Genomic DNA, 20,481 nt, shown 5'->3' on the forward strand with positions numbered 1-20,481 from the left:
CGACGATCCGTCCCCGTGACCACGAAGAGGTGCCCCACAGTGACCCCCACCGACTCCCCGCGCGATGCGCTGATCCTCGGCGGCAATCGGATCCCGTTCGCCCGCTCCGGCGGGCCCTACGCCGGGATCTCCAACCAGGACCTGCTCACCGCCGCGCTCGAGGGCCTCGTCGCCCGCTACTCGCTCCAGGGCGAGAAGCTCGGCGAGGTCGCCGGCGGCGCCGTGCTGAAGCTCGCCGGCGACCTCAACCTCGCCCGCGAGAGCGCGCTGGGCACGCCGCTGGACCCCCGCACCCCCGCCGTCGACATGTCCAAGGCCTGCGCGACCAGCCTCGAGACCGTCCTGCACGTCTCCAACCGGATCCGCCTGGGCCAGATCGACTCCGCGATCGCGTGCGGCGTCGACTCCGCCTCCGACTCGCCGATCGAGGTCACCCCGCGCCTGCGCCGCATCCTCCACCGCGCCTTCGCGGCGAGGACCGCGATGCAGCGCGTCAAGGCGCTCTCCGCGATCCGCCCCGCGGACCTCGCCCCGGTCCCGCCCCGCAACGGCGAGCCCCGCACGGGCCTGTCCATGGGGGAGCACCAGGCGCTGACCACCGCGCAGTGGGGCATCACCCGCGAGGCCCAGGACGAGCTCGCGCTCGCCTCCCACAAGAACCTCGCCGCCGCCTACGACGCCGGGTTCCTCGACGACCTCGTCACGGGCTACCGCGGCCTCGCCCGCGACCAGAACCTGCGTGCCGACTCGACCCTGGAGAAGCTCGGCACCCTCAAGCCCGTCTTCGGCGTGAAGTCGCCGCAGGTCGCAGAGCCGACGATGACCGCCGGCAACTCCACCCCGCTCTCCGACGGCGCCTCCTCCGTGCTGCTGGGCAGCGCCGAGTGGGCCGCCGAGCGTGGCCTCACCCCGCTCGCCCGCGTGGTCGACGCGCGCAGCGCCGCCGTCGACTTCGCCCACGGCGACGAGGGCCTGCTCATGGCCCCCGCCTACGCGGTCCCCGAGCTGCTGGACGCGAACGGCCTGGCCCTGCAGGACCTCGACCTCTACGAGATCCACGAGGCCTTCGCCTCCACCGTGCTGACCACGCTCAAGGCCTGGGAGTCCGAGGAGTTCTGCCGCGAACGCCTGGGCCGCTCCGCGCCGCTCGGCGCGATCGACCGCTCGCGGCTGAACATCACCGGCTCCTCGCTCGCGGCCGGCCACCCCTTCGCCGCGACCGGCGGACGCCTCGTCGCGACCCTCGCCAAGCTCCTGCACGAGCGGGCGAAGGAGACCGGCCAGGTCCAGCGCGGCCTGATCTCGGTCTGCGCCGCCGCCGGCCAGGGCACGGTCATGCTGCTCGAGTCCGTCACCGACTGACACCCCGACCCTTCACGGAGGTCCCCATGGTCGACGCCTACACCCGCTTCATCCGCTCCGCCCCCGGCGGCATGCTCGCCAAGCAGCTGGGCCTGCCCCGACCCTCCCGGCTCCTGCGCCGGGAGGACCGCCCCGAGCCCGTGCTCGGCCCCGTCGTCGTGCTCGGCGCCTCGGCCGGCGCCGATGCGGTCGCCCACCGACTCCTCGAGGGCGGCGTCGACGTGCGCCGCCGCGTCGAGGGCCTGCGCTCGATCGGCTCGGTGATCGTCGTGGCCGACGAGCTCTCCGCGCCCGCGGAGCTCGGGCCGCTGCTGCTCCCGCTCGCCGGGGCGATGCGCGCCCTCGCACCGGGCGCGCGCCTGGTGACGATCTCCCGCCCGGCGACGGGCGAGGAGCCTGCGCGCGATGCCGCCCGCGGCGGTGTCGAGGGGTTCCTGCGCTCGGTCGCGCACGAGATGCGCGGCGGCGCGACCGCCAACGGCATCCTGCTGGCAGACGGGGTCGGTGTCGACGCCCCCGGCGCCGTCGGCGCGCTGCGCTTCTTCCTCTCCGCCCGCAGCGCCTTCATCACCGGTCAGCTGCTGACCGTCTCCACCGAGGCGGGCAGCACGACCGAGAACGCCTCGCTCCCGCTCGCCGGGCGCACGGCGCTGGTCACCGGTGCAGCGCGCGGCATCGGGGCGGCGATCGCCCGCACGCTCGCGGCCGACGGCGCGAGGCTCGTGGTGCTCGACGTCCCCGGCGCGGGCACCGAGCTCGCGCGCCTGGCCAACGAGCTGCGCGCGATCCCGCTCCAGCTCGACGTCACCTCGGCCGACGCCGGGCGCCGGGTGGTCGAGTTCCTGCGCGAGAAGGGGCTGAGCCTCGACGTGCTGGTGCTCAACGCCGGCATCACCCGGGACAAGCTGTTCGCCAACATGACCCCGGACCGCTGGGACCCGGTGCTCGCGGTGAACATCACCAGCCAGATCGCGCTCACCGAGTCGCTGCTCGAGGCCCAGGGCGAGGGCGGCGGCGTGCTCGGCGCGCAGCCGCGCGTCGTCTCGCTCGCCTCCACCAGCGGCATCGCCGGCAACCGCGGCCAGACCAACTACGCCGCGTCCAAGGCGGGTGTGATGGCCTTCGTCGACGCGCTCTCGGGTCGTCTCGCCCCGCTCGGCGGCACCGCGAATGCGGTCGCGCCCGGCTTCATCGAGACCGAGATGACCGCGAAGATGCCGCCGCTGACCCGCGAGGTCGCCCGGCGCGTGAACTCGCTGCAGCAGGGCGGCCTGCCCGTCGACGTCGCCGAGGCGATCGCCTTCCTCGCGAGCGACGAGGCGGGCGGCGTGCAGGGCGAGACCCTGCGCGTGTGCGGCCAGAACATGGTGGGCAAGTGAGGGCGGGGCAGGGCGCCGCGGCGCACGCCGAGAACGCGCCGGAGCAGGTCAAGCACCTCTCCGACGTCCCCTCGTTCCCCGCGATCTACGCCGCCGCGCTCGACCCGCGCTCCCGCCTCGGCGGGAAGCGCGGGAAGGGTGGAAAGGGCGGTGCGGGCGGCGGCGCGGAGACGCTGCCGAACATCGCCTACCGGGTGAGGAAGGTGCGGATCGACGCCGAGCGCGCCCGCGACTTCGACCACCTGATGGGCGGTCCCGCGACGGACCTGGTCCACCCCGGCGTGCTGCACGTGCTCGCCTTCCCCGTCTCGCTCGCGCTCATGGCCCGGCGCGACTTCCCCTTCCCGCTGCTGGGCCTCGTCCACCTGCGCAACCAGGTGCTCCAGCACCGGCCCGTGAAGGTGGACGATCTCGTGGACGTCGAGTGCCGGGTGCGGGACCTGCGCCCGCACCGCAAGGGCCGCACCTTCGAGGCGGTCTCCACGATCCTCGGCGAGGACGGCGAGATCATCGCCACCGACGTCTCCACCTATCTCGTCAAGGGCGGGGAGCCGGCAGCGGCGGAGCCCTCGGGCACCGCTCCGTCGGACGGCGGGCGGTCGCGGCGCGACTTCGAACCGCCGCAGCCGACGGGCCGCTGGGTGCTCGGTGCGAACATCGGACGGCGCTACGGCGCGGTCTCCGGCGACGTGAACCCGATCCACCTCTCCGCCGTCACCGCGAAGGCCTTCGGCTTCCCCTCGGCGATCGCGCACGGGATGTACACCGCCTCGCGCGCCTTCACCGAGGCGCGGGTGGACCTGTCGAAGCCGCTGCGCTGGGACGTCACCTTCGACGCCCCGGTCACGCTGCCCGGCTCCGTGCTCGTCGCCTTCGAGGACGATCCATCGGCCGGGACCGCGCGGTGCGTGGGCTGGAAGCCCGCCCGCGGGGAGAAGGGGCCGCGGCGCTGCTTCGAGGTCGAGGTGACGACGCTCGAGCGGTAGACGGGGCGGGGTCGGGACGGTCTCGGCGGTGTCCCCGCCGCTCTCGCTGTCGTGGCTCCTGCTGATTCTTCGAGCGGTGATCGGTCGAGAGCGCGAACAGGAGTCAGGCGACGTTCGAAACGATGTGGGGTCGGCGACGCCCGTTCCCTCCGGCCGATCGCGGCGACCGTACCCATGGTCGTGAGGTGCGTGAGCGTCACGTCTCCTCCACACAGGATGGTTGTCCACAATTCCGGACTACTGATCAGTAGTGATGGCGCAGCTCTTCCGTTCATCGAACAGACCTGCGAAAATACAGGCATGTCATTCGATTCGCGTGGTGGGGCCGTCGAGCCCCCGGAGCCCGACGGGGAGTCCCGGCGGCCCGGTGGCATGCCGAGCCTCGTCGCGGGGGTCGAGGAGCTCGTCGTCGACGGCATCGACGTCGTCCTGGCCGAGGCGGCTCTCGCACGGCTCGGGGAGCGGGGATCGGCCGATCTCGAGGCGCTCGACGCGCAGCGGACGATCGCCCTGCTGACGGAGCTGCGGAAGCTCTCCGGCGCGGTGGCGGCGATCGAGGCGCGTGCCCTCGTCCGTCTCGAGTCGGCGGTCGCGGAGGACGGCCTCGAGCGCGGGGAGACGCCCCGGCAGGCGCAGAGGGTCGCGCGTGCGGAGGCTGCAGCCGCGCTGAAGAAGTCCACGTCGGCCGCGGGGCAGAGCATGTCCTCGTGCAGGCGGCTGGTCCGTTCGATGCCGCGTGTGCTCCGGGCTCTCGCCCAGGGGCGGGCGATGCCCGCCGCAGGTCACCAGGTGGGACGGGCGATGGGGCCGGCGACGCCTGAACAGCGGGAGCATGTGGACCGGATCCTCGGCGCGCATCTCGCGGACCTCGAGGACTGCGGACCGGGGGAATGGGGCGACGAGGCCGCGCGGATCCTCCACGCGCTGGACCCCGAGGGTGCGGCCGCGCGTCACCGCGTGGCGCGACGGGAGCGCAGCGTCACCGTGCGCCGCGGACGGCACGGCATGGCGACCCTGACCGCGCATCTGCCCGGCCTCGACGCCGCGCGGATCCGCAAGACGCTGTCGGTGGCCGCCGAGCGGTCGCGGGCCGACGGCGACCGGCGCGGTCACCAGCAGATCATGGCCGATCTCCTCGCCGACACCGTCCTCGGCCGCGGCGAGGGAGGCGAGCTCCCTGTGGTCGACATCGGCGTAATCATCACCGACCGCTCCCTGCTCGCGCCCGGCCATGCCGACGCCGCGACCGTGGAAGGACTCGGCGCGGTCCCGTACGAGCACATCCGCGAGGAGATGCTGCGCGCGCTCGAGCACCCGGACCCCGAGGTCGTCCTCGCGCTGCGGAAGCTCCTCCAGGACGCGGAGGACGGGCAGCTCGTCGCAGTGGAGTCCCGATCACGGGCGTTCCCGGCCGGCCTCGGCCGCCTCCTCCGCTACGCGCACCAGACCTGCCGCGCTCCGCACTGCGATGCGAGCATCCGGCAGAACGACCACATCGTCCCCTGGCCGCAGGGCGGGCCGACGAGCCTCGACAACGGCAACGGGCTCTGCGCCGCCGACAACCAGAAGGAGGCGGCGGGCGCGACAGCCCGTGTGGTCATCGACGAGGACGGCACACGACGCATCGTCGAATGGACGACCCGCTATGGACAGACCGCAAGGCGGCGCGGCGTGAACTTCGACCCCGTCGGCACGGCGCTGCGGAAGGCGGGAAAGGCACCGGCTGTCCCGGACGTCGGCGAGGGAGGCGCCGCAGACCCTGACCATGACGTGCTCCCCCCGATGCACCGACGCTTCGCGCTGCCGGAGCTTCGTGCAGTGGAGGAGGACGGCGAGGTGCAGGCTGCCGAGGTGCACCCCGAGGACGCGCGGCCCCTCAGCGAAGGGCCCGCTCCCGACGCAGAGCCCACGACGTCGCGACGAGGAGGCACAGTGCGGCCGCATCCTCCCGCAGGGAGAAGAGCGGCCCGGGTGGACTACCTCGTGGTCCTGCCGCCCACTGGCTCACGCGCACGGCCACCGGAACAGGACGCGGCCTGAGACCGAGCCGTCGGCACCTTCAGCCCAGACCGGCCTCGAGCGTTCCCAGCAGGTGCTCGACGAACTCGGCGGGCCGGACCTCGTCGAGCAGCTCCACCGTCGGTCCTCGACCCCACCGCCCCAGCTCGTCGCCGACGGTCTGACCGCGGGTGAGCGTCCCCGCCACCTCGACGTCCACGGGGAGCGGCCGGGTGCTCGCGAACTCGCCGGTCAGGGCATGGGCGGTGACCAGCGGATCGTGCACGTGCGCGGTCCAGCCGAAGCCGTCGGCCTGATGGAACTCGAAGTAGAACCGCACCGCATCGGCGAGGATCCGCGCGACCGGATGCGCCGAGCGGGCGGCGAGGGCCTCGAGCCGCTCGAGCTCCGCCCCGGTGAAGACGATCTGCTCGGTCGCCTGCAACGCGCCCAGCACCGGCAGCTGCGGCGCCGTGGCGAAGGCGGCGAGCACGCGCTGCGCCGCCTCCGGGTCCACCGCGATGTTCCACTCGCTGGTCGCACCGGTGTTGCCGCGATGGTTGATCGCACCGCCCATCACGTGCAGCCGGCGCAGCAGCCGCGGCAGCTCCGGCTCGATCTCGAGGGCGAGCGCGAGATTCGTGTGCGGTCCGAGCACCAGGCCGACGAGCTCCCCGGGCCGCTCCCGCGCCAGCTCCACCCACAGCAGCGCCCCCGAGCGGGGATCCTCCGCGCGCGCGGCCTCGGGCAGTTCGGCGTGGCCGAGCCCGGCCGGCCCGTGGGTGTCGTCGGCGAACATCGGCGGCTCGACCAGCGCACGGTCCGCACCGAGGGCGACCGGCGCGTCCACGCCCAGCAGCTCCGAGAGCGCGAGGTTGTTGCGGTGCACGGTCGCGGCCGGGACGTTCCCGCCGGTCGAGACGATCCCGGCGACCTCCGCGTCGTCCCGGCAGGCGAGATAGGTCAGGGCGATCGCGTCGTCGATGCCGGTGTCGCAGTCGACCAGGAGGGAGAGTGCCATGGAGTCAGCCTACGGAGGCACGGACGCTCGTGATCCGGCCGCCGACCGGGGCGAGACGGCCGGCACCTCCCGTCGGCGCCGGCTCGGACCGGCGACGCTCGTATCGTGCGACACGCGGAGAGCACCGGGCTCTCGGGGCGCTGGAATACGTCAGCCCATCGGCCCGAACAGGACGAACGCGAGGACGGCGATGAGGAGCGCGCCCGGGATCAGCATGCTCCCCACCAGCAGTCGGGGCCGGCCCTCGGCGGAGTTCGCCCCGGCTCGCAGGCCCTGGCCGATGAACCAGGCCGCGAGGACGAGATCGATCAGCGCCACGAGCAGGAGGACGACGAAGGGGGCGGTGTCCATGCACCCATCCCACCATGCTCCCCGGCGCGACAGAGGCCGCTTCCGGAATCCCTTCCCTCGGGCCGCAGGAGGGCGGAGGATCTCTTCATGGCGCATCCGCAGATGTTCGACGACGACGATCCGTGGCTCGAGCGCGTCCGGGAGATCGCGCTCGCCCTGCCCGGGGCGAGGGAGAAGATCAGCCATGGCCGGCCCGCCTTCCACACCGTGAAGGTGCACTGCTACTACGGCGGATCCCTCAAGGTCGACGGGGAGTGGGTTCCTCATGAGCAGTCCGTGATGCTGCACCTCCCGCCCCGGGAACGGGCCGCGCTCGCCGAGGAGCCCCGCAGCTACGTGCCCGCCTATCTCTGCCCGTCGGGCTGGCTCGGCATCGACCTGGACGAGGCGACCGACCTCGTCGAGCTCGCCGAGCTGATCGAGGAGTCCTACCGCACCGTCGCCCCGGCGCGGCTGATCGCCGAGCTGGAGGCGCGGGAGGGCTGAGCTGGAGGCAGGGCCCGCGGCCGACTCAGCTCGGCGGCGTCGGCAGCTCCTGGAACGCCTCGAGCAGCGGCATGAGGTGCTCGCCGATCTCGACCTGCGCGAGCAGCAGCCCGATCGTCCCGTCGGCGTCGACGAAGTAGTCCGTGCCGTACCCGCCGGACCAGCCCCAGCGGCCGCGATGCTCCCCTCCGGTGACGACGCTGACCCCGAAGCCCCAGCCCGTCCCGTCCCAGAAGCCGGGGTAGAACGAGTCGGGCTGCTTGACGGACGAGGGCACCTGATCGGTCGTCATCATCGCGAGGTGCTCCGGGGAGAGCAGCTCCCCGTCCCGCAGCGCGCGCAGGAAGCGCAGGTAGTCCGCGGCGGTCGAGACGAGCTCGCCGTGGGAGACGTCCCCGGGCGGCGGTCCGACGAGCGGTCCGCCGGCCGCGGGCTCGACCTCCGCCGGCTCGCCGTCCTCGACGGCGAAGGCAGGCGGGAGGCGGTGTCGCTGCGCCTCAGGCACGAACGCGCCGGTGTCGACCATCCCGAACGGATCCAGCAGGTCCGCGCGCAGGTGCGCGTCCAGCGGCGATCCGGTCACCCGGGAGAGCAGGATCCCGAGCACGGAGAAGGAGTGGTGGTAGCGCCACACCCGACCGGGCTCGCCCGCCAGCGGCAGCGCGCCGAGCGCCGCGAGCCATTCGTCGGCCGCGAGGGTCCACGGCGCCGAGCCCGCCTCGAGGCCGGACTCCGCCATCGCCCGTTGCAGCGGGCCCTCCGCGGTCGCGATCCCGAGCCCGGAGGTGCAGGTCAGCAGATGACGGAGCGTGATCTCGGTGGGGGAGGGGAAGGCCCGGTCGAGGTCGGCGTCAGGACGGGGGAGCACGCGCGGGGCGGCGAGCTCGGGGAGCCAGGGAGCGACCGGGGAGTCGAGCGCGAGCACGCCCCGTTCGACCAGGCGCAGCGCCGCGACGGCCTGGATCGCCTTGGTCATCGACTGGATGCGCACGATCGCATCGGCCCGGAACGCCGCACCCCCGGGCGCGACCGCCCCGCGGGCGACGGGCTCGGGATCCCGCCCGTGCGCGATGATCCCGCCGGGCACGGTCCCCGCATCGATCGCGGACTCGAGCAGTCGGACGGCGGGCGAGGTCGGCGGCGACATGGACACAGCGTAGGGGTGCGGTCGACAGCCGGGACAGGGCCGGCCGTGCGGACCACCCCGCCGCCTAGACTCGGACCATGACCACCTTCGAGGACTTCGTGCTGCTGGAGCCGCGTGAGGTCCCGCTCGGCGGACCGCGCGGCATGACCGTGCACCGCACCCTGCCCGCCCGGCGCACCTCCCTCATCGGCGCCTGGTGCTTCGTGGACCACTTCGGTCCCGACGACGTCTCCGCGACCGACGGGATGCGCGTGGCCCGCCACCCGCACACCGGCCTCGCGACCGTGTCCTGGCTGTTCGACGGGGCGATCACCCACCGCGACTCGATCGGCAGCCACGCCCTGGTGCGGCCCGGCGACGTGGACCTCATGGTCGCCGGCTCCGGCATCACCCACTCGGAGTTCTCCGCGAACGACACCACCGTGCTGCACGGCGTCCAGCTCTGGTACGCCCTGCCGGACCGCACCCGCTTCCGCGAGCAGGAGTTCCTCGTCCGCACCCCGGCGGAGGTCGCGACCGGCACGGCCCGCGCCCGCGTGGGCCTCGGGACGCTGCACGGCGTGGACGGCGACGGGGACCTGCTCGAGGACGCGAGCCCCGTCGTCACCGACACGGACCTCGGCATGGCCCAGCTCGAGCTGCGTGCCGGGAGCATGCTGCGGCTCGACCTCGACCCGGGACACGAGCACGGCGTGCTCGTGGACCGCGGCACCGCGCGGCTCACGACGGCCCGCGGGACGGGACCTGCGACGGGCGGAACGGGCGACGAGTCGTCGGCCCGGTCGCTGCGCGCCGATGTCGCGCCGCGCGAGCTGATGGTCCTGCCCGACGGTGTCGACCACCTCGAGATCGAGGTGACCGGCGACGAGGACCTCCGCCTGATACTGCTGTCCGGGGAGCCCCTGGGCGAGGACATCATCATGTGGTGGAACTTCGTGGGCCGCTCCCACGAGGAGGTCGAGGCGTTCCGCGCCCGCTACCAGGCCGAGATCGGCGTCGAGCTCGCGCTCGAGGACGCCCCGATCGCGCAGAGCGCCCGTGAGCGCGGGGGACTCGCCGAGGACGACGAGCAGTTCGGCCCCTTCGCCCCGCACACCCCCGCCGCGCTGCCCGCCCCGAGGCTGCCGGGCGGGCGCCTGCGCTCGCGGGGACGGCGGGGCATGCCCGCCTGAGACCGACGCGCGGGCCGCGCCCCTGCCTCCGAGGAATGCCGCACGCCCCCGCCGTGCACCCGACGTCCCTGCCCTCCATCCCACTGCACGAGAGATCTCATGACCAGCACCGCTGCCCTGCCCGAGCCGACCGGCGAGCTCCCCGCCCCCGACCAGACCGAGCGGGTGATCCTGCGCGCCGCCCAGGAGCACGGCGAGATCGGCTGCCCCTGCGACATGCTCGTGATCGGGGATGCGACCGGTGTGCTGACCGCCGAGGCGCTCGAGCTCGTCGCCGACCACCCCGGCGCGCGGGTCCTGTCGTGGACCAGCTCCCGCGCGGAGACGGACGCGCTCGCCGCGCTGCTGCCCGGTCCGCTTCAGGCCGGGCGCCTCGTGCTGCCGACGGATGCGGAGCCCGCCCCGCTCGAGGAGTTCGCGGCCGGGGCCGAGGCGCATCTCGCGCTGGCCCGTCTGCCGAAGTCCCTCGCCGCGCTCGAGGACCTCGCCCGACGCCTCGCGGTCGTCGCGGAGCGCAGCGGGCGGGACGATCTCACCCTCGTCGCCGGCGGCCGCGTCAAGCACATGACCCATTCCCAGAACGACACCCTCGCCGCCGTGTTCTCCGAGGTGCGCGGCTCGCGCGGACTGGGCAAGTCCCGCGCCCTCGTCGCCTCGGGCCCGCGCGCCGACGTCGACGCCGCGCAGCCCGCGACCGGTGAGGTGCGCATCGCGGTGCGCGGTCAGGAGCAGGCGCTCGCGCTGCGCGGCCTCGGCGGCGTGTTCGGCGGGGCCCGGGCCGACGCCGGCTCCCTCCTGCTGCTCGAGGCGCTCGATCGAGCGGTCGTCGGCGGGCAGCTCGCGACGGGAGGCGAGCGGTCCGCTACCGCCGCAGAGGACGGAACCGGGGAGAACGCGATGGCCCGCGCGGACGGGGACGCCGGCGACCTGCCCCTCGCGGTGGACCTCGGCTGCGGCAACGGCCTGCTCACCGCGTATCTCGCCGCCGCGCTCCCGGAGGCTCGGGTGCTCGGCAGCGACGACGACGCCGACGCGGTCGCCTCGACCCGCGCGACCCTCGCCGCCTCCGGACTGGACCGCGAAGGGGTGGAGGTGACCTGGGACGTCTCGCTCTCCCGGTGCGAGGAGGCGAGCGCCGACCTGGCGCTGCTGAACCCGCCCTTCCACGACGGCACCGTGGTCGACGCGACGCTCGTCCAGGGCCTCCTCGACGCCGCGGCCCGCGTGCTGCGCCCCGGCGGGCAGCTGTGGTTCGTGCACAACTCCCACCTGCGCTACCGGCCCGAACTCGAGGCCCGCTTCGGTGCCGTCCGCCAGCGCGCCCGCGACCGCCGCTTCACGGTGCTGAGCGCGGTCAGGGCCTGACCGCGCAGGCCGCTCCCGGGGAGGAGGCTGCCGTGACGGGGCCTCGGGGCCGGCGAGGCGATGTCGCCGCTCAGGCCACCATGCTGCGCAGCACCGAGCTGAACATGGTCAGTCCGTCGGTGCCGGTGCGGGTGCCCGCGCCGGGCTCGTCGGGCCCGAAGCCGGGCTCGACCGCGTGCTCCGGGTGCGGCATGAGGCCCACGACGTTGCCCGCGGCGTTGGTGACGCCCGCGATGTCGTGGCGCGAGCCGTTGGGATTCTGCTCGAAGCCGGCCGGGCCGTGGGTGGCGCCGGCGGCGTAGCGGAAGACCACACGGCCCTCGTCCTCGAGCTGGGCTAGGGTCCGCTCGTCGGCCACGTACTGGCCGTCCTGGTTCTTCAGCGGCACCCGGATTACCTGGCCGGCCTCGTAGCCGGAGGTCCAGGCGGTGCGGTTGTTCTCCACGGCCAGCGGCTGGTCGCGGCAGATGAACGCGCGGTGCGCGTTCTTGATCATCGCACCGGGCAGCAGATGCGTCTCGCAGAGGATCTGGAAGCCGTTGCAGATGCCGAGGACGGGCATGCCGCCGTTCGCGGCGTCGACCACCTTGTCCATCACGGGGGCGAAGCGGCTGATCGCCCCCGCGCGCAGGTAGTCGCCGTAGGAGAAGCCGCCGGGCAGCACGACCGCGTCGACCTCGTGCAGCGAGTCGTCGCCGTGCCACAGCGCGACCGGCTCGGCGCCGCCGAGCCGCACGGCGCGCAGCGCGTCGCGGTCGTCGAGCGTGCCGGGGAAGGTCACCACACCGATGCGCATCAGGCCGCGCCCTTCGCGGAGGGGTCCTCCACGTCGATCGAGACGACGTCCTCGATCACCGGGTTCGACAGCAGGGTCTCGGCGGCCTCGCGCAGGGAGGCGAGCACCTCGTCGGTGACCTCGCCCTCGACCTCGAGCTCGAACCGCTTGCCCTGGCGCACCGAGGCGATGCCCTCGAAGCCCAGACGGGGTAGCGCGGCGGCGACCGCCTTGCCCTGCGGGTCGAGGATCTCCGGCTTCGGCATGACGTGGACCACGACACGTGGCATGGGGGCACTCCTGAGGGGACGTGTGGCGCGCGCGGCGGCGTGCCGGGGGCAGGTGCTCGGGCACGGCCCGAGGGCCCCATCGTACCGAGGAACGCCGCGGCGCCGACGGGGCGCCCATGGCGGCGCCCTCCCGAGCGGACGGCCCGTTGCCCTGGCACGTACCGGCCGACGGGACTAGGTTCGAGGCACGCGACCTCGACCCCCGGGAGGACCCGATGAAGATCCGCCACCTCGTCCATTCCTGCCTGCTCGTGGAGACCGCCGGGCGGCGCCTGCTCGTGGATCCGGGCGGCTTCAGCGCGGACGCGGTGCGGGGCCTGGGCGCCGAGGAGCTCGCGAGCCTCGACGCCGTGGTGATCACCCATCAGCACCCCGACCACGTCGACCCCGATCTGCTGGGCGAGGCCCTCGCCGCCGCGTCCGACGCCGAGGTGATCGCCGAGCCGGAGACCGCCCGGATGCTCACCGCCGCCGATGCCTCCGACGGCGGCGCCGGCGAGGGGAGCGGCGGGCCACTCGTCGCGCAGGAGCGGGTGATCCCGCTCGCGGCCGGGGAGGCGCACCGCTTCACGCCCGTCGGCGACCACCCGTCGCTGCGGCTCGAGGCCGTCGGCGGACGCCATGCGATCATCCACCCCGACATCCCGCGGATCGGGAACTGCGGGATCGTCCTGTCCGCCGGGGACGGGCCGCGGCTCGGCATCACCGGCGACTCCCTCGAGCCGGTCCCCGAGTTCCACGGCATCGACGTCCTCGCCTTCGCCGTCACGGCGCCCTGGTCGAAGATGTCCGAGACCATCGAGTTCCTCCGCGCCGTCGGCCCGCGACTCGCCCTGCCCGTCCACGACGCGGTCGCGAGCGACCTCGGACGACCGATCTACCTGCGCCAGGTCACGAACCTCGCCCCCGAGGGCACCGAGGTGCGGGACTGGCCGGAGGACGGCGTCGTCGAGATCGCCCGGAGCTGAGGCGCCATGTCGCACCGGGCCGAGAGCGAGCGCCGCCTCGGGGAGGCGCTCGCGGCGACCGACCGGCGACGGTTCCTCCCCGAGGAGCTGCGGCGGCTCGCCCGCGAGGATCGGCCCCTGCCGATCGGCCACGGCCAGACGAACTCCCAGCCCACGACGGTGCGGAACATGCTCATCCTCCTCGACGTGCGACCGGGGCAGCGAGTGCTCGACCTCGGCTCGGGATCGGGGTGGACGACGGCGCTGCTGGCCCGGCTGTGCGGACCGGAGGGGAGGGTGATCGGCGTCGAGCGGCGCGCCGAGCTGATCGGTCCGGCCCGGGCCGCGCTCGCCGGGACAGCGGACGCGGGGACGGCGGATGCCGAGATCCGTCTCGCGCACCCCGGCGTGCTCGGCGCGCCGCAGGACGCGCCGTACGACCGGATCCTCGTCTCCGCGCAGGCCGACGCCGTGCCGGAGAGCCTCGTCGCGCAGCTCGCGGACGGCGGCGTGATGGTGATCCCCGTGCGCGAGCGGATGCTGCGCCTGGAGCGTCACGGCGAGGGGGTCACCGTGAGCGAGCACGGCGCCTATCTCTTCGTCCCCCTCGTCGAGGATCCGCCGACGACCCGCTGACAGCAGCGCTGGACACGAGGGGCGTGCGCCGGGCGGGACCGGTAGGGTGTGGGGCGTGCACGGGAGTCCGGTAGGCCGGGCTGAGAGGGAGTACTCGAACTCCGACCGTAGAACCTGATCCGGATCATGCCGGCGCAGGGAGCTCCGCCGAGCGATCGTCGCCGCGCGCCCGTGCCCGTACGAAAGGCATGGACCGTGACCTCATCGCCCGCCCGCACCTCCTCCGCGACCGAGGACGTCGCCTGGACGCCCGGCGTGTCCGCCGAGTCTGCCGCAGCCGTCGACGACCCGACCGCGACCCCGCTCGGCTTCGGCGTCGGCGCCCGCGTCACCGCCGCCGTGATGAGCGAGGACTACGCCAGGATCCTCACCGATGCGCTCTCCCGGCTGGACCTCACCGGCCTCGTGCACGAGACCGGGGACGTCTCGACCTATCTCGGCGGCCACGAGACCCACCTCCAGCGCGCCCTGATCGACCTGGCCGAGGCCCTCGCCCGCACCGGTCACCACGCGACCCTCTCCGTGCTCCTCTCGCGCGGCTGCCCCGGCGAGGTGGCCTGCGAGCTGCCCGGCGGCGCGGGCCCCCGCGCGACCGAGGTGCCGCAGCCGCGCCGCACCGGTCGCTTCGCGAGCGCCGAGTGGGCCCTGTACCCGCTGGCCGACGAGGTCGCCGTCGACGGCACCGCCCCCGATCACATGCGCGACATCTACGCCGCGATCGAGCATGCGAAGGACCTCGGCACCTTCCGCGGCTCCGAGCACTTCGTCACCCGGCTCGAGGGCGACGCCGGCGACGTGATCGCGACCGCGCTCGCCGGCTGGCTGCTCGTCGGCCGCGGCGTCCAGCACGTCACCAGCCACCTCACCCTCTCGCTGAACAGCCCCTCGCACGAGGTGCGGGAGCTCGCGGCGGGCGCCGACGCACCGGGCGGCGACGACGAGGGCCGGGAGGATGCGCGATGACCGAGGAGCACGGCACCGCCGCGCCCGCGCACGAGTCCGCCGCTCCCGACGCGGCGCCCGCCGACGTCGGCGCGACCGCCTCTGCCGGCACGTCCCGTCGCCGCACCCCGCTGAGCCTGCGCGAGCTCGTGCTCGTGGTGGTGCTCGGCGTCGTGTTCGGGTTCCTGTACTGGGTGTTCGTGCAGGCCTGGAACGGCCTGGCGATCGCGATGGGCCCGGCCGGGGACCTCGCCCAGCACCTCGTGTTCGGCTCCTGGCTGCTGGTGGCGCCGATCGCGATCGCGATCCTGCGCCGCCCGGGCGTGGGGATCCTCGCCGAGATGCTCGCCGCGATCATCGAGGTGGTCTTCCTCGGCAGCCCCGTCGGCCCCCTGCTGCTGCTCTCCGCGGCGCTGCAGGGGATCGGCTCCGAGCTGCCCTTCGCCCTGGCCCGCTATCGCCGCTTCGGCTGGGGCGTGTTCGCCGCCTCCGGCGCGCTCGGCGCGGGTCTGGTGTTCTTCTGGACCGCGTACCGGATGGGCTGGTACGGCCAGGACCTGCTCGCGCTCCGGCTCGGCATGCAGGTGCTGTCCGGGATCGTACTCGGCGGACTGCTGGCGAAGGTGATCGTCCGCGCGCTCGAGCGCACCGGCGTGCTCGCCGACTTCGCGATCGGCGCCGCGGACGCGGCACCGATCCCCGAGCGCCGTGTCCGCTGAGGCGCACGCCGCGGGAGCGGCCCCGGTGCAGGAGCAGAGCCCGGTTCGGTCCCCGGTCACCGCCGGGGATCCCCGGGTTCTGGTGGCCGAGGGGCTCGAGGCGGTGCTGCCCTCGGGGGCCGGTGTCGGCCCCTGGAGCGGGGAGATCCGTGCGGGCGAGCAGGTGCTGCTGCTGGGACCGTCCGGCTCGGGCAAGTCGACCCTGCTGCGGGTGCTCGCCGGGGCGATCCCGTCCCATCAGCGCGGTCGGGTCACCGGAACGGTGCGTCTGTTCGACGGCACGGCCGGGGACCCGGCCGACGGCATGGCCGGGGGCACGGCCGGAGGTCCCGGCGACGGCACGGCCGGCGGTGCGGCCGATGGCGTCGCCGAGGGTGCGGGCGTGATCGACCCGGTGGCGGGCGGGGTCCTCGCGACCGTACCCGTGCTCGGCCATCTCGGCCAGGACCCGGTCGACGGGGTCTGCCTCCCGCTGATCGCCGACGACGTCGCGCTCCCGCTCGAGAGCGCCTGCACGCCTCCGGAGCGGATCGGGCCGCGGGTCCACGAGGTGCTCAGCGCGATGGGCGTGGGCGAGCTCGCGCACCGCTCCGCCGCGACGCTCTCCGGCGGACAGCTGCAGCGGGCCTCGCTCGCCGCCGCGATCGCCGCGCGGCCCCGTCTGCTCCTGCTCGACGAGCCCACTGCCATGCTCGACGCCGAGGGCGTGGCCGCGGTGCGGGGCGCCGTCGACGCCGCGACGGATCAGACCGGCTGCGCGCTGCTGCTGGTCGAGCACCGTCTGGACGAATGGGCGGGGGAGCGGGGCCTGGACGGGCTCCCCGCGCGGACCGTGGCGCTGGATCGCTCCGGCCGGGTGCTCGCCGACGGGCCGACGCGGGAGGTGCTCACCGCCCACGGACGCGCCCTGCGGGAGCAGGGGTGCTGGCTGCCGCGCGAGATCGAGGAGCGGATCGGCGGGTCGTGGCCGGCCGAGCCCGCTGGATCTGCTGAACCGGCTGGATCCGCCGTCTCCGTGCCCTCGGCGTCCGCGACACCTCGCTCGGAGGTGCTGCTCCATCTCCGGGACGCGACCCTCGGCCCGCCCGGCCCGTCGGGTCGGGGCGAGGGTGCCGTGCTCGCCGGCGCGGACCTCGAGATCCGCGCCGGGAGTCTGCTCGCGGTCGTCGGCCGCAACGGCGCCGGGAAGTCCACGCTCCTCGGCGCCCTCTCCCGATTGGACCCCCTGCGCGTCGGGACGCTCGAGGGCGCGGCGGCGGGCCTCGTCCTCCAGCGGCCCGAGTCCCAGTTCGTCGCCGACACCGTCGAGGACGAGCTCTCCGCGAGCGGGGCCTCGCACGACGTGCGGCGCGCGATGCTCGAGCGCCTCGACCTCGCCGACCACGCGTCGCAGAGCCCCTACCGCCTCTCCGGCGGGCAGCAGCGCCGCCTCTCCCTCGGCGCGATGCTGCTCGCCGACCGCCCGGTGCTCCTGGCCGACGAGCCCGGCTACGGCCTGGACCGCGCCGCGCACGAGGCCGTCCTCGCCCTCCTGCGGGAGGCGGCCGAGGCGGGACGCGGCGTGGTCATGACCACCCACGACCTGCGGAGCCTCGAGGTCGCGGACGAGGTCGTGGTGATCGCGGACGGACGGCTCGTCGGCCCCCTCGCCCCGGGCGCGCTGCTGGCGGATGACGCGCTGCTGCGCCGGGCCGGGCTGCGGGTCGCAGGCCGAACGGGCCCGCATCTCCGCGAGGACACAGAGACCGAGAGGGAGGGCTCATCGGCCCCTGCGCGCACCGACGGCTCGCTCACCCCGGGGATGGGAACCACGCGCTCCGAGCGCTCGTCGGGGGCAGGAACCCCGTGCTCCGAGCGGCCGCGCTCCGCGCCCGCCGACCAGCCGGCGCCGCGGACGGCGCTCGACCCGCCCGCCCTGCCGCGGGCCCCGCTCGCGAGGCGCGATCCGACCGTGCTGCTCGGCCTGCTCACGGCGCTCAGCATCGTCTGCATCACGCTCACCGACCCCGCGCCGCTGCTGGTGCTCTACGCGCTGCTGGCCGCGGGGACGATGCTCGGGCTCCGCCTCGGCCCGCTCGCGCTCGCCCGTGCGCAGGCGCCGTTCGTGCTGTTCGCGGCCGGGGTGTTCATGGTCAACGTGCTCAGCCGACCCGGCCACGAGCCGTGGCCCGACCTTCCCGTGCGCGTGACCAGCGAGGGGATCGTGCTCGGTGCCGCGCTCGCGCTGCGGGCGCTGGTGATCGGGCTCGGCGCGGTCGCCGTCGTGCGCGCGAGCGACCCCGGCCGCACCATGACCAGCCTGCGCACCCATGCCCGTCTCCCGGCCCGCATCGCGCTCGCGCTCCTGGCCGGCCAGCGCCTCCTCGAGGACCTGCCGCGGCGCTGGACGACGATCACCCGCGCCCACCGGCTGCGCCGGCCCGCGTCGGCCGACGGCACCCCCGCCCGGCTCGGGCCGCGGGCGATGGCGCGATGCGCCTTCGCGCTGCTCGTCGACGCGATCCGCTCCTCGACCAGGATCGCCTTCGCGCTCGAGAGCCGGGGCCTGGGCACGGGGGAGCGCACGCAGTGGCGCACCGCCGCGCTCACCCGGGCCGACGGCGCGCTCGTGGTCGGGGTCGTGCTCGCGGTCGCCGCGGTGCTGGTCCTCGCCGGCTGAGCGAAGGGCCGGACGGGCGCCTCAGAAGCTCGTGCCGGTCAGACGCTCGTAGGCCTCGACGTAGCGGGCACGGGTCTGGGCGACCACCTCGGCGGGCAGCTCGGGCGGCGGGGTGTTCGAGCCCTTCGACCAGCCGGAGGCGGGGGAGGTGAGCCAGTCGCGCACGAACTGCTTGTCCAGGCTCGGCTGGACGCGGCCCTCCTGGTAGGTGTCCGCGGACCAGAAGCGCGAGGAGTCGGGGGTGAGCACTTCGTCGCCGAGCACCAGCGTGCCGTCGGTGCGGGAGCGGCCGAACTCGAGCTTCGTGTCCGCCAGCACGATCCCGCGTTCCCCGGCGAGGGAGCGCGCCCGCTCGTAGACCGCGAGGGTCATCCGCTCGAGCTGCTCGGTCAGCTCCGCCCCGAGCAGGTCCCGGGCCTGGGCGACGGTGATGTTCTCGTCGTGCGCCCCGGCCTCCGCCTTCGTCGACGGGGTGAACAGCGCCGGGTCCAGACGCGAGGCCTCCACCAGCCCGGACGGCAGCACGTGCCCGCCCACCGAGCCGCCGGCCCGGTAGTCGGCCAGGCCCGAGCCCGTCAGGTAGCCGCGGGCGATGCACTCCAGCGGCACCATGTCCAGGCCGCGGCAGCGCAGCGCCCGTCCGGCCACCTGCTCCGGCACGTCGGAGGCGGAGAGCACGTGGTGGGGGACGAGGTCCGCGAGCTGCTCGAACCAGAACAGGCTGATCCCGGTGAGCAGTCGGCCCTTGTCCGGGATCCCCGGTTGGAGCGAGTGGTCGTAGGCGCTGATGCGGTCGGTCGCCAGCACCAGCACCTCCTCGGCGGTCGCGGGATCCGCGCCGGCGGGGACGTACAGCTCGCGCACCTTGCCGGAGACGACGTGGTCCCAGCCCGGCAGGTCCGGGGCCTCGGTCAGCGGCGCGTCGGAGGAGGAGACGGCGCTCATGCGCTCACGCTCCCCTCGGCGGCGGCGAGGGCGATGTCGCCGCGGTGGTGGGAGCCCTCGAGGTCGATCGCGCGAGCGCCGGCGAGGGCGAGCTCACGGGCGGCCGCGAGGTCCGCGCCGGTGCCGACCACCGTCAGGACCCGGCCGCCGGCGCTGACCAGCCTCCCGTCGGCATCCAGCGCGGTGCCCGCATGGATCACGTGCGCGCCGAGGCGCTCGGCCTTCTCGATCCCGGTGATCGGATCACCGGTCTGCGCGGAGACGGGATAGCCGGCCGAGGCCACCACCACCGTCACCGCGGCGCCCTCGACCCACTCGGGGGCGTCGACGGCGGAGAGGTCGCCCTGCGCGGCGGCCAGCAGCAGCGGCGCGAAGGGGGAGGCGAGGCGCTCGAGGACCACCTGGGTCTCGGGATCGCCGAAGCGGGCGTTGAACTCCACCACGCGCAGGCCGCGGGAGGTGAGGGCAAGGCCGCAGTACAGGATCCCGGAGAAGGGGATGCCGCGGGCGGCGAGCTCGTCGATCGTGGGCTGGGCGACGGCGGTCACGACCTCCCGGGCCAGGCTCTCGGGGGCCCAGGGAAGCGGGGAGTAGGCGCCCATGCCGCCGGTGTTGGGGCCCTCGTCGCCGTCGAGCGCGCGCTTGAAGTCCTGCGCGGGGGCCAGCGGCAGGACCCTCGTGCCGTCGCTCACGCAGAACAGCGACACCTCGGGGCCGTCGAGGTACTCCTCGAGCACGACCTGGCCGCCCGAGGCGAGCACGGCCTCGGCATGCGCCACGGCGACGTCCCGGGCGGGGGTGACCACGACGCCCTTGCCGGCGGCGAGACCGTCGGCCTTGACCACGAAGTGCACGTCGCCCAGCGGATTCACGCGGTCCAGGCCCGCGTCGAGCTGCTCGGGCGCGGTGACCGTGACGGAGGCGGCGGTCGGCACGCCCGCCGCGGCCATGATCTCCTTCGCCCAGGACTTGGATCCCTCGAGGTTCGCGGCCTCGGCGGAGGGGCCGAACACGGTGTGCCCGGCCTCGCGCAGGCGATCCGCGGCACCCGCGACCAGCGGTGCCTCCGGGCCGATCACCACCAGGTCGGGCCGCAGCTCGTCGGCCAGGAGCACCTGGCCGGCGAGGTCCGCGACGGCGACGTCGTGGCAGGTCGCGAGCTGCGCGATCCCGGGATTGCCGGGGGCGGCGTGCAGCTCGGGGGCGGGACGGTCGGCGGCGAGGCGACGGATGATCGCATGCTCGCGGCCTCCGGAGCCGATGACGAGGATCTTCACGCGGGCCAGCGTAACCAGCGCCGT

The 20,481-nt window shown here is 74.6% G+C and carries 19 protein-coding genes and 1 riboswitch; of the genes, 12 read left to right on the plus strand and 7 right to left on the minus strand.

All coding sequences use genetic code 11. The annotated features are described in order from the left end of the window. Positions 1-39: 39 nt before the first annotated feature. From L3K22_RS05945 to L3K22_RS05960, 4 genes are all read left to right on the plus strand, one after another. On the plus strand, positions 40-1,362 hold the full coding sequence (locus L3K22_RS05945) for an acetyl-CoA C-acetyltransferase (RefSeq protein ID WP_263310570.1): 1,323 nt from the start codon (positions 40-42) through the stop codon (positions 1,360-1,362). A gap of 26 nt (positions 1,363-1,388) precedes the next feature. Next, the gene (locus tag L3K22_RS05950; protein ID WP_263310571.1) at positions 1,389-2,741 is read left to right on the plus strand and encodes a 3-oxoacyl-ACP reductase; all 1,353 of its coding nucleotides are present in this window, start codon (positions 1,389-1,391) and stop codon (positions 2,739-2,741) included. Beyond that, positions 2,738-3,727: a MaoC/PaaZ C-terminal domain-containing protein gene (locus L3K22_RS05955; protein WP_263310572.1), complete on the plus strand. Its 990-nt coding sequence runs from the start codon at positions 2,738-2,740 to the stop codon at positions 3,725-3,727. The genes L3K22_RS05950 and L3K22_RS05955 overlap by 4 nt, the downstream gene beginning before the upstream one ends. A gap of 300 nt (positions 3,728-4,027) precedes the next feature. Further along, positions 4,028-5,767: an HNH endonuclease signature motif containing protein gene (locus L3K22_RS05960; protein ID WP_263310573.1), complete on the plus strand. Its 1,740-nt coding sequence runs from the start codon at positions 4,028-4,030 to the stop codon at positions 5,765-5,767. Between the two features lie 19 nt (positions 5,768-5,786). Here L3K22_RS05960 and L3K22_RS05965 read toward each other — a convergent pair whose 3' ends face one another. Together L3K22_RS05965 and L3K22_RS05970 are read right to left on the minus strand one after the other, a co-directional pair. Continuing rightward, entirely contained in the window at positions 5,787-6,746 is a 960-nt protein-coding gene (locus L3K22_RS05965) for a nucleoside hydrolase (RefSeq protein WP_263310574.1), read from the minus strand. 150 nt (positions 6,747-6,896) lie between these two features. Continuing rightward, a complete protein-coding gene (locus L3K22_RS05970) occupies positions 6,897-7,097 on the minus strand; it encodes a hypothetical protein (protein ID WP_126986398.1) in 201 nt (66 codons plus the stop codon). Positions 7,098-7,184: 87 nt separating this feature from the next. Between L3K22_RS05970 and L3K22_RS05975 the strand changes: the two genes are divergently transcribed. After that, positions 7,185-7,583: an MmcQ/YjbR family DNA-binding protein gene (locus L3K22_RS05975; protein ID WP_263310575.1), complete on the plus strand. Its 399-nt coding sequence runs from the start codon at positions 7,185-7,187 to the stop codon at positions 7,581-7,583. Between the two features lie 25 nt (positions 7,584-7,608). Here L3K22_RS05975 and L3K22_RS05980 read toward each other — a convergent pair whose 3' ends face one another. Next, positions 7,609-8,730, minus strand: coding sequence for a serine hydrolase domain-containing protein (locus L3K22_RS05980; RefSeq protein WP_263310576.1), 1,122 nt, complete (start codon positions 8,728-8,730; stop codon positions 7,609-7,611). Positions 8,731-8,807: 77 nt separating this feature from the next. Here L3K22_RS05980 and L3K22_RS05985 point away from each other — a divergent pair, with 77 nt between their 5' ends. Further along, positions 8,808-9,902 carry a pirin family protein gene (locus L3K22_RS05985; RefSeq protein ID WP_263310577.1) on the plus strand — a complete coding sequence of 365 codons (1,095 nt, stop codon included), beginning with the start codon at positions 8,808-8,810 and terminating at the stop codon, positions 9,900-9,902. A gap of 99 nt (positions 9,903-10,001) precedes the next feature. Beyond that, positions 10,002-11,267 carry a class I SAM-dependent methyltransferase gene (locus L3K22_RS05990; protein ID WP_263310578.1) on the plus strand — a complete coding sequence of 422 codons (1,266 nt, stop codon included), beginning with the start codon at positions 10,002-10,004 and terminating at the stop codon, positions 11,265-11,267. A gap of 70 nt (positions 11,268-11,337) precedes the next feature. Here the strand turns inward: L3K22_RS05990 and purQ are convergent, their stop codons facing one another. Beyond that, positions 11,338-12,063 carry a phosphoribosylformylglycinamidine synthase subunit PurQ gene (gene purQ / locus L3K22_RS05995; protein ID WP_010550288.1) on the minus strand — a complete coding sequence of 242 codons (726 nt, stop codon included), beginning with the start codon at positions 12,061-12,063 and terminating at the stop codon, positions 11,338-11,340. Beyond that, positions 12,063-12,332 carry a phosphoribosylformylglycinamidine synthase subunit PurS gene (gene purS, locus L3K22_RS06000; RefSeq protein WP_053917105.1) on the minus strand — a complete coding sequence of 90 codons (270 nt, stop codon included), beginning with the start codon at positions 12,330-12,332 and terminating at the stop codon, positions 12,063-12,065. Before purS ends, purQ begins: the two co-directional genes overlap by 1 nt. 215 nt (positions 12,333-12,547) lie before the next feature. Here purS and L3K22_RS06005 point away from each other — a divergent pair, with 215 nt between their 5' ends. The 5 genes from L3K22_RS06005 (at position 12,548) to L3K22_RS06025 (ending at position 18,235) form a co-directional block, all read left to right on the plus strand. Continuing rightward, on the plus strand, positions 12,548-13,300 hold the full coding sequence (locus L3K22_RS06005; protein ID WP_263310579.1) for an MBL fold metallo-hydrolase: 753 nt from the start codon (positions 12,548-12,550) through the stop codon (positions 13,298-13,300). A 6-nt stretch (positions 13,301-13,306) separates the two neighbouring features. Then, entirely contained in the window at positions 13,307-13,915 is a 609-nt protein-coding gene (locus tag L3K22_RS06010; protein WP_263310580.1) for a protein-L-isoaspartate O-methyltransferase family protein, read from the plus strand. Positions 13,916-13,964: 49 nt separating this feature from the next. Next, a riboswitch (TPP riboswitch) is annotated at positions 13,965-14,073 on the plus strand. 37 nt (positions 14,074-14,110) lie between these two features. Then, positions 14,111-14,878, plus strand: coding sequence for a YkoF family thiamine/hydroxymethylpyrimidine-binding protein (locus tag L3K22_RS06015; protein WP_263310581.1), 768 nt, complete (start codon positions 14,111-14,113; stop codon positions 14,876-14,878). Beyond that, positions 14,875-15,576 carry an ECF transporter S component gene (locus L3K22_RS06020; protein WP_263310582.1) on the plus strand — a complete coding sequence of 234 codons (702 nt, stop codon included), beginning with the start codon at positions 14,875-14,877 and terminating at the stop codon, positions 15,574-15,576. The genes L3K22_RS06015 and L3K22_RS06020 overlap by 4 nt, the downstream gene beginning before the upstream one ends. A 25-nt stretch (positions 15,577-15,601) precedes the next feature. After that, the gene (locus tag L3K22_RS06025; RefSeq protein ID WP_263310583.1) at positions 15,602-18,235 is read left to right on the plus strand and encodes an ATP-binding cassette domain-containing protein; all 2,634 of its coding nucleotides are present in this window, start codon (positions 15,602-15,604) and stop codon (positions 18,233-18,235) included. Positions 18,236-18,256: 21 nt separating this feature from the next. Here L3K22_RS06025 and L3K22_RS06030 read toward each other — a convergent pair whose 3' ends face one another. Then, a complete protein-coding gene (locus L3K22_RS06030) occupies positions 18,257-19,180 on the minus strand; it encodes a phosphoribosylaminoimidazolesuccinocarboxamide synthase (protein ID WP_263310584.1) in 924 nt (307 codons plus the stop codon). Next, positions 19,177-20,457 carry a phosphoribosylamine--glycine ligase gene (purD, locus tag L3K22_RS06035; protein ID WP_263310585.1) on the minus strand — a complete coding sequence of 427 codons (1,281 nt, stop codon included), beginning with the start codon at positions 20,455-20,457 and terminating at the stop codon, positions 19,177-19,179. Before purD ends, L3K22_RS06030 begins: the two co-directional genes overlap by 4 nt. Positions 20,458-20,481: the final 24 nt, after the last annotated feature.

It is taken from the genome of Brachybacterium atlanticum, from assembly GCF_025669985.1.
Lineage (GTDB): Bacteria > Actinomycetota > Actinomycetes > Actinomycetales > Dermabacteraceae > Brachybacterium > Brachybacterium conglomeratum.